Annotated in this window: 8 protein-coding genes; 5 read left to right on the top strand and 3 right to left on the bottom strand. The window is 66.3% G+C overall.

Annotation, left to right across the window (positions count from 1 at the left end; translation table 11 throughout):
• Nucleotides 1-8: 8 nt before the first annotated feature.
• Genes BGP02_RS12590 through BGP02_RS12580 form a run of 3 tightly spaced genes read right to left on the bottom strand, consistent with a single transcriptional unit; the run spans nt 9 to nt 2,872 of the window.
• Nucleotides 9-1,934 (bottom strand): FUSC family protein, encoded by a 1,926-nt coding sequence (locus BGP02_RS12590; RefSeq protein ID WP_083902191.1) that lies wholly within the window; start codon nt 1,932-1,934, stop codon nt 9-11.
• 20 nt (nt 1,935-1,954) lie between these two features.
• Nucleotides 1,955-2,605, bottom strand: a complete 651-nt coding sequence (locus BGP02_RS12585) for an HAD-IB family hydrolase (protein WP_017232220.1) — start codon at nt 2,603-2,605, stop codon at nt 1,955-1,957.
• A 6-nt stretch (nt 2,606-2,611) separates the two neighbouring features.
• The gene (locus BGP02_RS12580; RefSeq protein ID WP_157211349.1) at nt 2,612-2,872 is read right to left on the bottom strand and encodes a hypothetical protein; all 261 of its coding nucleotides are present in this window, start codon (nt 2,870-2,872) and stop codon (nt 2,612-2,614) included.
• A gap of 464 nt (nt 2,873-3,336) precedes the next feature.
• Between BGP02_RS12580 and bcsB the strand changes: the two genes are divergently transcribed.
• From bcsB to bcsA, 5 genes are all read left to right on the top strand, one after another.
• The gene (bcsB, locus tag BGP02_RS12575) at nt 3,337-5,571 is read left to right on the top strand and encodes a cellulose biosynthesis cyclic di-GMP-binding regulatory protein BcsB (RefSeq protein ID WP_286798636.1); all 2,235 of its coding nucleotides are present in this window, start codon (nt 3,337-3,339) and stop codon (nt 5,569-5,571) included.
• On the top strand, nt 5,572-6,795 hold the full coding sequence (bcsZ, locus tag BGP02_RS12570; protein WP_017232217.1) for a cellulose synthase complex periplasmic endoglucanase BcsZ: 1,224 nt from the start codon (nt 5,572-5,574) through the stop codon (nt 6,793-6,795). It abuts the gene before it with no gap.
• Nucleotides 6,768-10,634, top strand: coding sequence for a cellulose synthase subunit BcsC-related outer membrane protein (locus tag BGP02_RS12565; RefSeq protein WP_286798635.1), 3,867 nt, complete (start codon nt 6,768-6,770; stop codon nt 10,632-10,634). The genes bcsZ and BGP02_RS12565 overlap by 28 nt, the downstream gene beginning before the upstream one ends.
• Before the next feature lie 80 nt (nt 10,635-10,714).
• Nucleotides 10,715-11,485, top strand: a complete 771-nt coding sequence (locus tag BGP02_RS12560; RefSeq protein ID WP_286798634.1) for a cellulose synthase operon protein YhjQ/BcsQ — start codon at nt 10,715-10,717, stop codon at nt 11,483-11,485.
• The gene (gene bcsA, locus BGP02_RS12555; RefSeq protein WP_017232215.1) at nt 11,482-14,139 is read left to right on the top strand and encodes a UDP-forming cellulose synthase catalytic subunit; all 2,658 of its coding nucleotides are present in this window, start codon (nt 11,482-11,484) and stop codon (nt 14,137-14,139) included. The genes BGP02_RS12560 and bcsA overlap by 4 nt, the downstream gene beginning before the upstream one ends.
• Nucleotides 14,140-14,154 lie beyond the last annotated feature (15 nt).

The raw sequence follows: 14,154 nt of genomic DNA, 5'->3' as shown, positions 1-14,154 counted from the left end.
CATGCCGTTCAGCCCGCCTTTTTCGCATCGCCAAACAACACGCCAATGGCCGCGCGCAACGCCTCGTCCAACCCCGGATCTATTCCCGCTGCCAACGCCGACGGCATCGCCGGCCCCAACCCACCATGCCGAATCGCCGCCGCCATCCGCGTGAGCACCGCCGCCCCCGGATTGACCTGCGCGTCATGCGCCCCCGCTCGGGGAACGATGTCCGTAATGGCATTGGCCACACGCTCCAAGGCCACTAGCGCCGGCCACCAGCGCGCCGCCCGACGACTCACCATCGGCGGTTCGGACAACGCCCGCTGTAACGCAATACGCGCGTCGTCGAGCGCTTTGTAGGCCACCCGCCGAGCACCAAACGCTGCATCGACATCTTGCGTGTCGGCAAGCGCCGCATATCGACCCAGCGCATCGAGCGCATTGGCAACGCGCTCGTCGAGTTGATGCCGCTCCCACTTGGCCCACGGTAAATACCCCACGAGCAACACGATCGCGCACGCCGCCACGGCATCGATGAACCGCGCAAATGCAATGCCCTGACTGCCCGGCTGCAATGCGCCCATCACCAACATCAGTATCGGTAGCAACAAGGCGCTGAATAACCCGTAATTGCGCCGCAACGCCCACGGCAGACACGCCGCCAGCGGGACGAGCACGGCAAGACTGACCCACCCGTTCCGGTCGATGGCGACGACGGCCGCCGAGACGGCAACGCCAACGATACTGCCCACGCCGCTCTGCAACGCACGGGCGAACACGGAGCCATAGTTCGGCTTGAAGATGACCACGACGATGAGCGGCACCCAATACGACCGCGGCAGTGCCGTGAGCGCAATGAAGATCTGCGCGGCCAGCACGCACAAGCCAATTCGCAGCAAGTACCGCCATACGTCGGGCCACGGCCACTTCGGTATCCATTGCCGTCCGGGCGTGGCACGCGCCCGATGACGCGCCAAGGCAACCAGGGGCGCTTCGGCCGCATGCACGGTGCCAGTGAGTAACGGTTCGGCGCGATGCAACGCCGCCGCGAGCGCCGGCGCGTGGTTGTCTTTTGCCACCGCCACGGTGGCCGCCACGTCGAGCTGCCGATCGCGCGCAATGCGCCGGGCAATGCCGTACAACGCGCGTCCGAGTGGTGCGGGAAGCGGCCTGCCACCCTGCGCAAGGCCGATGACGGCCGAGGTGATGGGCTCGGCCGCCAGAATCTGGGCAGCCCGGCGCTCAAGCACTCCCCACCCGCCCGCTGTGCTCGCGCGCGCGCTCAACAGCGTGTCGTAGGCCGCGGCAATGGCGTTCTCGAGCGAGCGGCGCGCGAGCCTGACGCGCGGCGTACCGCTCGCGTCGAGTACGTTGGCCAGTTGCTGATAGATCGCGGCGACGGCGTCGCGCTCGGCGGCGCCCGGGTGCCGCAGCCAGTGAACGGCCATGAGCAGCACGCTGAACACCCCGCCCGCCGCAAGCAGCAGCGGCGCGCGCCATTCGGGCGGTGGAAGGGCCAGGCCCCAGCCGACGATCAGGTATACGGCGCCCTGCAAGGTCGCCGCCGACGCGACGTTGCCGAATGTGCCGATGAAGCTGAGCAGCAGGATCGCCGCTTGCAGCAGCCCATGCGCGGCCCACGGGTGCGACATGCCGAGGTCGTGGATGAGCATGCCGGTGTAGAAGCCCATGACGCCGGTGGCGACGGTCAGCAATATGGAGCGTGCCCGCGTGTGATAGGGGCCGGTTCGGTCGCCGACGATGGCGGGCAGCGCGCCGAGCGCGATGAGCGAGGCGTCTGCGCCATGACCGATGGCCGCGCCGATGGCGGTGGGCACGGCAACGGAGAGCGCGGCATGCACCGCGTCCCATCGGGAGAATGCTACGGGTTCGAGTCGCACCAGCCGCGACATCCAGGCAACGCGGCGGCGGGGCTCTGGCGTCGTGGGCATGTGCGGACGATCCGTCGTCGTCAGGGCGCCTGCCGCGATGCGTCGGCATCGGGCAGTGGCATGAGCTTGCCCTGACCACGGATCCAGGCGTAATCGGCGCGCTCGGCCATTTCTTTGTCGCCCCGGCTGTCGCCATAGACGAACAGCACGCGCGGCGGCGACGCCGCCCACCAGGCTTCGAGACGCCGCACTTTTTCCGGTCCCCAGCAATTCGGCTCGGCAAATTGGCCGGAGAAACGACCGAGTTCGTCATACGCCAGCTCAGTGCTGAGAACGGCGTCGAAACCGACCGAGGTGGCCCATAGGCGCAAGTACAAGCCGGGTGAGGCGCTGACCAGCACGATGCGGTGTCCCATCGCCCGGTGCTGTCGCAAACGCGCGAGCATCTCGGGACGAAGCAGGCGGGGCAAATGCTGCGTGATGAACCGCTTGGCATCGTACTCGAGCTGAGCCCGCGTGCGTGCACCCAGCGACGCGCGCAGGAACGCGGCCTTCGCGGTGCCCCGGTCGACCACACGCAGCGCTGCGCCGATCAGCCACGGCGAAGCGAGCAGGGCCCCAGCCACGAAGCGCGGTGTGCCGACCGTCTCGCGCACGAAGATGCGAAGACTGTCGGTGGTGGAAATGGTGCCGTCGAAATCGAAGGCGGCGACGATCGAGGTGTCGCGCATGCGAGGTCAGCGCGCGCTGGAGCGCGGCGCGACAGTCGTCGCCGCCGATGCGGCCGACAGCGTCGATGCAGCGCCGCGTGAGTCAGCGAAGGCGACCAGATGCGGCCAGCGTTCGCGCGCCTGCCGGTTGGCAACGATCGCTTGTTCGTCGCGATAGAACGGCAGCACATCGACGCCGACGACTTCGCGCAACCGATCGATATCCGACGGATAACGACGCTCGATCGTCGCGTCGGCGGTTTGCGGGTTGGGCGTGACAGTTGTCATGGGCAACGTGACCTTGGCGGATGAGGGTTCGGTCTGGCGCATTCAAGGCATTGTATAGGTGCCTCGAAAGCAGGGCAATTTCGCTGCCGGCCGGTCAGCCGGTGCACCGGGCCTTCAGTGACCGAAGCCCAAAGTTCGCTTGATTCCTCTCACTCAGGCAGGCTAGCATGGCGCATCTACCGCTGTCAGACACGCATGCTGTGCAGGTCCGCCGGACACCGGCAATCTTAGGATTGCCGGACAACGACGTGGTGAGACGTCGGGTCCTTTGGGCAAGCCTCATGTGAGAGCGGCAATAATGCAGCACAAGAACAGATGAGGCATCGCACATGCAGCTTCGAGCGTCTTGGTCGCGTTACAAAAAAATCTCCGCCATCTGTCTGCTAGCTGCCACTGCGATGGACCTTGCGGGCACTCGCCTGGCGATCGCGGCACCGGCGGCAAGCCGGGCAGCAAAGGCGCCGATGGCGCTGCCGACAGGCGGCGTCGCCGCGCTGGGCGCAGCGTCGGGCGCCGCGGCGTCGCCCGACCCGTCAGGGACCACCGTGGCGCTTGCCGCGGCATCGGCCGGTACCCGCCAGCGCACCGTCACGTTTGCCCAGTTGGGCCAGACCGATGGCCTGCGATTGCGCGGCACCGAAGGATCGGGCGACGTCAACTTCGGAATCCGACTCGATCAGACGGTCGCCTCGGCGCTGTTGCGGCTGCGCTACACCTATTCGCCCGCGCTGATTCCCGATCTCTCGCAACTCAAGATATATTTGAACGAAGAACTGGTCGCCACGCTGCCGTTCAACAAGCAGGACGGCGGCAAGAACCTGGTGCGCGAGATTGCACTCGACCCCCGCTTGCTCTCGGGTTTCAACCGCGTGCGACTGGTGCTGATCGGGCATTACACAATGGAGTGTGAGGATCCGTTGCACTCCAGTCTATGGGCGGATATCAGTCCGCAGAGCGAGATCGTTACGAGCACGCAGGCGCTCACGCTGCGCAATGATCTGGCCTTGCTGCCCGCGCCGTTCTTCGACCGTCACGACAACCGGGACCAGACCGTTCCGTTCGTCTTCGGTGCGCCGCCGTCGCTCGCCGTGGTGCATGCCGCCGGTGTGGTGGCGACGTGGGCGGGCGCCATCGGCGACTATCGCCGTACGCGCTTCCCTGTCAGCGTGAAGACGTTGCCGTCGAAGCACGCCATCGTGTTCGTCACGAACGACACGATGCTCCCGGGACTCGATTTGCCGAAGGTCGATGCCCCGACCCTGCGCATGATGTCGAATCCGGACGATCCGTCGCTCAAATTGCTCGTCGTGCAGGGCCGCGACGCCAAGGATCTGGAGACGGCCGCGCTCGCGCTCGTCTCGGGACGCGCCGCATTGTCGGGCGACGCCATGCGCATCGACGCGCTCACGCCGATGCCACCGCGCGCGGCGTACGACGCGCCGCGGTGGGTGCGCACCGACCGCCCCGTGAAGTTCGGCGAACTGGTCGACAATCCGAGCGACCTGCAAGCGAGCGGCTACATGCCGTGGCCGATTCGTCTCCGCCTCAATCTTCCCGCCGATCTGCTCACGTGGCAGAACACGGGCGTGCCGATGGATCTGAAGTACCGCTACACGCCGCCGGCGAAGCCCGACGATTCGTCGATGAGCGTGTCGATCAACGATCAGTTCGTGCGCGCCTATCGTCTTCGCGCCTCGGGCGCCAGTATCGACAAGAGCCACATGCTCGTGGAGTTGCTCTCCGACGGCACGATGGCCGATCGCAAGGAAGTGCGCATCCCCGCGTTCCAGGTGGCGTCGCGCAATTCGCTGTCGTTTCAGTTCGCGATGGAGCCGCACAAGGACGGGATGTGCAGTCAGTCGATCACCCACGCGGCACGTTCGGCCATCGACGCCGATTCGACCATCGATTTCAGCGGCCTGCCGCACTACGCCGAGATGCCGAACCTGAGCTTCTTCGTCGGCAGCGGATTCCCCTTCACGAAGTACGCCGATCTAGCGCAGACGGCCATCGTGATGTCGAAGACGCCGGACACCGCGGCGCTCGAAGCCGTCTTTTCGACGCTCGGCCAGTTCGGCCGGTCGACTGGCGTCTATGCCGATCGCTTCGAAGTGCTCGACACGACGCAGACCGACCGCTTCAAGGATCGCGACCTCCTGATGGTCGGCGGCCAGGATGTGGCTGACCTCTTGGTCAAGTGGGGCAAAAATCTGCCGCTGATCATCGACCAGACGCGCCGGGTCATGACGGCCCAGCCGCAGGCCTCGCGGGGCGACGGTGCGATAGGCTCGGCGCTTGCGGCAAGCCCTGTCGGGCCGGCGCACATGGACGCATTGTCCAAGGGGCCGCTCGCCGCGCTCATCGGATTCGAGTCGCCGGTGACCCGCTCGCGCTCGGTGGTCGCGATCAATGCGTCGAGCGACGACGCATTGCTCAGCGTGGTCGATGCCATCGGCGACAACGCCCGACGGGCGGAGATCCATGGCGATCTCGCGGTGTTCGGCGGCGATCGTGCCGATTCATTCCGCCTTGGCCAGACTTACTTCGTGGGCGATGTGAGCTGGTGGACCCGCATTCGCTATCACCTTTCAAGCCATCCAATTCTGGTGGGGCTCGTCGCACTGCTTGCGGCGTTCGCCATTGCGCTCAAGTGCTTCGGTTGGTTGCAGCGGCGTGCTGCGCGTCGTCTGGAGCAGTAAATGACACGCGCCGAAAGTGTGGGCCGGCGCCGTCGTGCCGTGCTGCGTGCGCTCGCCGCATGCAGTGCGTTGCCGGTGCTCGGCGGATTGACACACCCGGCGCACAGCGCGCCGGCGAAGGCCGCGCCCACGACCACGACGAAGTTGCGAACCTGTGCCACGGTCGACTGGCCTGACTGGACACGCTTCAAGGCGGGCTTTTTGAGCGACGACGGGCGCGTGATCGATCGCAGCATGGACGATCAGCGCACGGTGTCGGAAGGTCAGGCCTATGCGCTGACCTTCGCGCTGATGGCCAACGATCGCGTCACGTTCGACAAGGTGCTCGACTGGACCGTCAACAATCTGGCGCAGGGCGATTTGACCGCTCACCTGCCCGCATGGCTCTGGGGCAAGAAGGACGACGGGCAATGGGGCGTGCTCGACCGTAACCCGGCGAGCGACGCCGATATGTGGATCGCCTACGCGCTGGGCGAGGCAGGGCGATTGTGGAACGTGCGGCGGTATACCGCGCTGGGCGCCCTCGTTGCACGCCGCATTGTGTCGGAGGAGACGGATGTCGTGCCCGGTCTCGGGCGCACGCTGCTGCCGGCGCCGGTCGGCTTTCATCCCGCGAAGGATCTGTGGCGGCTCAATCCCAGCTATGTGCCGATGCAAGTGGTGCGCTATCTGGCGGGGCGCTTTCCCGAAAGCGGCTGGGCCCAACTGATCCCGTCATCGCTCAAGCAAATCACGCTGACGGCGCCACCGCTGGGATTCGCCCCGGAATGGGCGATGTATCGTGCGGGCCGCGGTTTCGAGATCGATCCGGACACGAAGGGCGAGGGCAGCTACAACGCGATTCGTGTCTACCTATGGGCTGGCATGCTCGCGCCCGGCAGCGATGACTTTCACGCATTGATGCACACCTTCGGCGGCATGCTGAAGTTTGTCGCGGCTCACGGTGCGCCGCCCGAACGGGTCGATACGCGCGACGGCACGGCCAGTCAATCCGGCGGGTCCGGTTTTTCGGCGGCCCTTGTGCCGCTGCTTCAGGCGGTGGGCGATACCGCGCAAGCGCAGGCGCAAGTGACGCGTGCGCGCGCGCTCGAGGCGCAAGCGGCACCCGGCTACTACAGCTCGGTGCTCTCGTTGTTCGGTCTCGGCTGGCGCGATGGGCGCTTCCGTTTCGCCGCCGACGGCATGTTGCAGGTGCCATGGGAGGCGACTTGCGCAACACGGTGATTCGCTCCGCGTGTCTGACCTGTGTGCTGATGGCCGCCGGTGTTGTCCCCGCGCGCGCCGCGCCGAGCCCGGGCGAGGGCGGCAAGCCGGATGTCGTGGCCGCCAATCGCGACGTGAGCCGTCTGCTTGCGAGCGCCACGCTCTGGCACGCCCGTCATCGCAACGATCTTGCTCGCGCAGCGCTGGAAAAGGCGCTGCTCGTGCAACCGGAGCAACCTGACGTGCTATCGCTGCTCGGCCAGATCGAGAGTGAAGAAAATCACCCAGAGCAAGCGAGCAAGGCCTTGCAGACGTTGCAGGCGCGCTATCCGAACGCGCCCGCCACCCAAGCGCTGGCCGACGTGATCCGCGTGAACACCGTCGACAAATCCCGCATGGCGCGCGCGCGACTGCTCCAGCGCAGCGGACAGGCCGACGCCGCCTTCGCGCAGTACCAGGCGCTGTTTCCCGACGGTCCGCCCAGTGGCGATCTTGGCGTCGAGTACTACCGGGCGCAAGCCAATGCCACCCACGGCTGGCCCGCGGCGCAACGGGGGCTGGCAGCGCTCGCGAAGGACGCGCCTGGCGATTCGCGCGCATCGCAATCGCTGGCCGAGTTGATGATCGACCGTCCGGCGAGTCGCTTGGCAGGCACGCGAATGGTCGCGGAACTCGCGGCGCGGCCCGACGCCGATCTGAACGCCTTGCTGCCGCTCTGGCAGAAAGGATTGTCGCGGGCGGACGGCAATCTGGCCTGGCTGCCCCTCTATCAGCGCTATCTCGCGCTCTCGCCGAACGATACCGAGATCCGCGCGGCGTACGACAAGCTCAACGCGCAACAGGCAGCCCGCACGCGGATGCTCAACGATCCCGCTTATCAGGCGAGGCAGGCTGGCATCAAGGCGCTCGATCAGGGGCGGCTGAGCGACGCGCAGACGTCGCTCGACGCGGCGCGCGCCAAGCGCCCCAACGACGGCGAACTGCTCGGCTCGCTGGGGCTCGTCAAGATGCGTCAAGGCGATCATCAGGCGGCGCAAGCGCTGTTTTCACAGGCGCTGCGCAAGGATCCGGGAAACGCGAACAAGTGGCGTGCGCTGCTCCAGACGTCGCGCTTCTGGGGCGCGATGACCGAGGCGCGCGCCGCGCGCGACGCCGGTCGTCTGGCCGAGGCCGACCGGCTCGTGCGTAGCGCCCTGGCCAGCGACCCGCGCAATCCCGACGGTCTGGCTTTGTTGGGCGAGATTGCGCTCGACGACAAGCGCAACGACGATGCCGAGCGGCTCTTCCAGCAGGCGCTGAGGATCGAGCCGGATAACGACACGGCATTGCGTGGCCTGATTACCTTGTATTCGCGCCAGGAGCGCCGCGCCGAACTGGCGACCCTGCTCGGCGATCTGCGACGACGCTTCCCACAGGAAAAGGCGCGCTTCGACAAGGCCGAGGCCGCTGCCTTGTCCGACGACGCCGAGCGCGCGATCGCACAAGGTCATCACGGCCCGGCGCTCGCGGCCCTGGAGCGCGCCGTCGCGCTCGACCCGGGCAATGCCTGGACCCGCTACTCGCTGGCAACCCTCTACCGGAAGCTGCGCCTGCCGCAGATCGGTCGCGACGTGATGGCCGAGGGTCTGCATCAACCGCTCCCGCCCGACGACCGCGCGCAGATGCTGTACGCGCAGGCGCTTTATTTGAACGTCATCGACGACGAAGTCGGGGCTCGTGCCGCACTTGCGCAGATCCCGGTCACGAACGTCACGCCGTCGATCCGCCGCATGCAGACGACGCTCGCGATTCGCGACACGGCGCGTCTGGCTCGGGAGGCGCATGCCGCCGGCGACGACGCGCAGAGCGAGCGGCGCTATGCCGATGCCTTGGCAATGGCTGGCGACGACCCGGAACTGATCGCTGAAGTCGCGCGCGCCCGCGTGGCGGCGGGACAGCCCGAGCCGGGGCTGGCGCTCATGCGCGACTGGCTGGCGGCGCACGCCGACAAGCCGCAGCCAGACGCACAACTGCGCTACGCGGAATTGCTCGATACGGCGGAACGCGATGCGGAACTGGGCACGTTCCTGGCCGGCATCGATCCGGCCACGCTCGGGGCGGATCAGCGCGCCGAACGGCAGGACTTGCAGGATCGTCTCGCCCTGCGCGAGGCCGACCGTGCGCGGGCGCTGGGCGATTTCACGACCGCGCGCGCGAAGCTCGATCCATTGCTCTCGCGTCAACCGCCCGACAAACGCGCGCTGTCGATGCTCGGCGATCTGTACTTCGACGAGCGCCGTTTCGACGACGCGCGCAAGATCGCGCAAGCGCAGCTTCGCCAGGATCCGAACGATCAGGACGCGCGCCTGTCGCTCGTGCGCGTGCTCTACGAGATGCAGGACGACGCGGCGGCCAACCGCGAACTCGATCGCGCACTGGCCGAGGCGTCGCCCAGCGACGTCTGGACACAGCTGGGCGTTGTGCGACGGCTCACGGCGATGGATCGCTTCGACGAGGCCATCGCACTCAACGACACGTTGCGCACGCAATTCCCCGATACGCCCGCTGTGACCGTGCAGCGCGGGCGCATCGCGCAGTCGCAGCGTCATTATCGCGAGGCGAAGGGATGGTACGACCAGGCACGCAAGGAGGAAATCGTGCAAGGCGCGCTACCCGGCTACGACGGCATGACGTCGGCCGAGTCGGCTATCGACTCGCTGGAAGCGCGGCGTAACAGCTATGTCGCGGCGGGCTATGAAATCGACGAGAAGAAGGGCGACGGCGGCATCTCGATGTTCAATGCGCGCGCCGTGCCGGTGTACGGCCAATACGCGCTCGGTTACGACGGCCACGTGTTCGCCCAGACCGACTACGTAAGCGCGGACGCTGGCGACTTGCCGCTCAATGGCACGTCGGAGTTCGGCACGCTGCCGTTGCTTAACGTGCCCGCGTTCCGGGCCGCCAATCCCGGTGTGTTGGGCGACTACGGCACGAAGCGTCAGAAGGCACATGGACAGGCGCTGATGCTCGGCTATGAGAACGACTGGATCCGGGCAGACGTCGGCCATACGCCCGTGGGCTTTCCCATTTCCTATGTGACCGGCGGCGTGCGCCTGTTCGGCAACGTGGGACGCTACCACTACTGGGTCGACGCGTCGCGTCGGCCGATGGCGGGCAGCATGGTGTCGTACGCCGGGTCGTACCTGCCGTTGCCCGAGATCTTCGGCGACGGCAAATGGGGCGGGGTGCGGCGCGATGCCCTGACGTTCCACGCGTCGCGCGACTTCCTGAAGTGGGGCATTTTTGGCGAAGCGAGCGTGGCGCGACTGACCGGCGAGAATGTGCTCAACAACTCGGAGGTGTCGGCGCGCGCTGGTGTCGACCTGCCGCTCGTCTACCGGCGCGACATGCGCATGAACACCGGTGTCACGGTGTTTTTCGACAGCTTTGCGCAGAATGAGCGGTTCTATACCTATGGCCATGGCGGTTACTACAGCCCGCAAACCTATGTGTCGCTAACGCTGCCGCTGGAGTGGTACGGCCGCACACAGCGCTGGTCGTATTACCTGCGCGGGTCGGTGTCCGTCTCGCAAAGTCAGGAGAAAGCGATGCCGTACTTCCCGACGGACGGTACGCTGCAATCGGCCAGCGGCAACTTGACGTACGGCTCGGGCGGCGGCTTCGGCGTGGGGTTTTCGCTTCTCGGGCGTGCCGAATACTGGGTCAACCGTCATTGGGTGATCGGCGCTCAGGCGCAGTTCGAGCGTTCGGACTATTACGCGCCGAATCGCTTCCTCGTCTACCTGCGCTATCACTTCGACGCCCGGCGTGGTGATGTGCCGATGCCGCCGTCGCCGGTACGCCCGATCTGGAGTTACTGACCCATGCGCGCTCGCATCGATTTTGCCTTCGCCGCCGTTGTGTCCCACATCTCCGATGCCTGGGCGGGGAAGGGGGCCACATGCTGACACTCATTGCCGTTGTTTCCAGCGCCGGTGGCGCGGGGCGCAGTACGGTGACGGCCCATCTGGCCGCAGAACTCGCGCAGGCATCGCATCCGGTCGCCGTGCTTGAACTCGACGCACAAAACAGCATCGGTGCGCTGCTCGGATTGCGCGAGACGTGCGCGGCAGGCGTGCTGTCACCGAGCGTTGCGCCGGACGGCTGGCGTAGTGTGCTGTGCGAGACGCCGGCGCGCGTGTCGCTGCTGCCTGCCGGTCGCAGCGAGGCGGCGAGTCTGAGCGCCATTGGCCAATGGCTGCGTCAGGACGCAGGCGGGCTGCGTCGTCATCTCGACGCGATGGGTTTGCCCGAGGGCACGCGCGTCCTCATGGACACGCAGCGCTTGCCCGATGTCATTGCCCAGGCCGCCGTGGCGGCCGCCGACCTCGTCCTTGGCGTGGTGCCCGTGACGACGACCGGCTACGTCACGCAGCTGGACCTGATCGCGGCGTGCGCGGGCCGCGCTCAGATGGTGCCGAACTTCGCTGCCGCCAATTCTGAGCTCAACAACGATCTCCTCCATCTGATCCAGTCCCGCGCGGGCGACGCCAGTGTGCCGTTGCGCATTCATCGTGACGACGCGATCGGCACGGTGGCGGCCAGCGGCCAGACCCTGGCCATGGGGGCGCAGGGATCGCAGGCTGCGCTCGATTTCGCCCATTTGGCCGCATGGTTGCTGCATGCCACGACGCCGATTGATGCGGTGACCGACACCGGGGGCCGCGCATGATCCGCGACGCATTGCGCACCCTTTACCGGCTCGGCAGCGAGATTCTGGTGGTGCGTCTCGCGGTGCCACCGCGCGCGGACGGGCGCCCGCCGAGTCTGCTGCAATGGACGCTTGCGGCGACCTTGCGTTCGCCGAGTCATCAACGCTGGGTCACGCAGGTTGGCGACCACGCGGTGACGCGCCTGGCGATGCGACTTGAGGTGAATCGGTTGGATCAATGGCGCGACTGGTGGTTGCGTCTCCTGTTTCCGCCGCCGCGCGCCGGACGCACTGATTATCCCGCGCGCGCACTGGCTTGGATCAACGCGCGTGTCACGCATCGGCTCGACGTTCCGATCGATGCGAGCGTCGGACAGATGGTGCAGGCACTGGTGTGGCGCCGGGCCGATCGGCGCCCGGCATTCCCACCGTACGTCGGCTGGCTGGCGCTCCGGGACAACAACGAACGCGCGCGCCTGTGGCTGGTGCAGACGCTCTTCGGCATTCCGCCCGACACCCCCGCGCAGCTCGCCCACCGCTTCGACGCGCAACTCGCGCGCGTGATGCAGTGGCGTGTCACATCGGCCGTTGTCGCGCTGCTCGGCTTGGTCGGCGTGTTCTGGATCGTCACGACACCGTTCGAGCCGTTCGAGCAGTTGCTGTTCTCGATCTGCACGCTCACGCTGGCGCTGGTATTCCGCCGGCTCGACAGTCAGTATTCGGTGCTCGTGCTGATCGGTTTGTCGTTGATTTCCACGATCCGCTATGTATGGTGGCGTCTCACGCAATCGCTGGCGTTCGACACCCTGCCGGAGGCGGCGGTCGGCTACACCCTCGTGGCCGCCGAGATGTACACGTGGATGATCCTGTTGTTTGGCTACATCCAGACGGTCTGGCCGTTGCAGCGCCGCATCACGCCGCTGCCGCCGGACACGCGCGAGTGGCCCAGCGTCGACATCTATATTCCCACGTACAACGAGGGCCTCGACGTGGTGCGCCCGACGGTGTATGCCGCCTGCGGGATCGACTGGCCGCCCGAGAAGCTCAATATCTACCTGCTCGACGACGGACGCCGCGACGAGATGCGCGAATTCGCTGCGCTCGCCGGGGTGCACTACGTGACGCGTCCCGACAATCGGCATGCCAAGGCGGGCAACATCAACCATGCGCTGGGCAAGACACAGGGCGAGTTCGTCGCCATCTTCGACTGCGATCACATTCCCGTGCGCTCGTTCCTGCAGACGACGATGGGTGCCTTCCTCAAGGACCCGCGCTGCTCGCTCGTGCAAACCCCGCACCACTTTTTCTCCGACGATCCGTTCGAGCGCAACCTCGCCACGCGCGGGGCGGTACCCAACGAAGGGCGACTGTTCTACGGAATCGTGCAGGACGGCAACGACTTCTGGAATGCCTCGTTTTTCTGCGGCTCGTGTGCTGTATTGCGGCGTACCGCACTCGACGAAGTCGGCGGTGTCGCCGTCGAGACGGTGACGGAAGACGCCCACACGGCGCTCAAGATGCACCGTCGCGGCTGGAATACCGTGTACCTGAAAGTGGTGCAGGCGGCGGGTCTTGCGACCGAGTCGCTCTCCAGTCACGTGGGCCAGCGCATTCGCTGGGCACGCGGCATGGCGCAGATCTTCCGCGTCGACAACCCGCTCTTCGGACGCGGATTGAAGTTCGGACAGCGGATCTGCTACGCGAACGGCATGCTGCATTTCTTCTATGGCATTCCGCGCATCATCTTCCTGCTCGCGCCGATCGCCTATCTGTTTTTCGGATTGCATATCGTGCAGGCGGCGGCCCTGAGCATCTGCGCCTATGTGTTACCGCATATCGCACACGCGAACATCGCCAACTCACGCATCCAGGGCAAGTATCGCCATTCGTTCTGGTCGGATGTCTATGAAGCCGTGCTGGCGTGGTACGTGGCGCTGCCCACGACGGTGGCGTTCATCAACCCGCGATACGGCAAGTTCAACGTGACGGCCAAGGGCGGTCTGATCGAGCAGAGCTTCTTCGACTGGAATATCTCGAAGCCTTACCTGGTGCTGCTTGGCTTCAATCTGCTGGGCTTTCTGGCGGGGGTGTTGCGCTACTTCTACGCACCGGCGCACGAGATGGGGGCGCTGGTCTTCAACCTGGCGTGGGTGACGTTCAATCTGGCTGTGTTGGGGGCGGCGGTGGCGGTGGCAACCGAGGTTCGGCAGGTGCGCCGCACGCATCGGGTGTCGATGCGCATGCCCGCCATGCTGTATTTGCCGGACGGCCGCACGATCGCGTGCCACACGCGCGACTTCTCCGGCGGCGGTTTGGCGCTGCTGCTGAGCGTGCCACTCGAACTGAGCGAGGGCACCGAAGCGCAGGTCGCGCTCTCGCGCGGCGCGACGGAATATGGCTTTCCGGTGCGCGTGGTCGGGGTGCGCGGGCAGGCGCTGTTTCTCTCGTTCATGCCACTCACGGTGGCGCAGGACAAACATCTCGTGCAATTCACGTTCGGCCGTGCCGACGCCTGGCGCGACTGGGACGTCGAGCGCACGCGCGACGAACCGATCAAGGCGCTCTTCGAGATGCTCGCGATGGGGCTGCGCGGTTATCAGGTGCTGGCGAATTACTTGCTGGGCAAACTCGTGACGCGCTGGCAGGATCGCCTGCGCAGCGCACGCCAGACGTAAGCCGGACAACACCGG

The sequence above is a fragment of the Pandoraea sp. 64-18 genome (assembly GCF_001899225.1).
GTDB classification, from domain to species: Bacteria; Pseudomonadota; Gammaproteobacteria; order Burkholderiales; family Burkholderiaceae; genus Pandoraea; species Pandoraea cepalis.
Note: the sequence above shows the minus strand (reverse complement) of the source record. Positions and strands in the feature narration are given on the sequence as shown.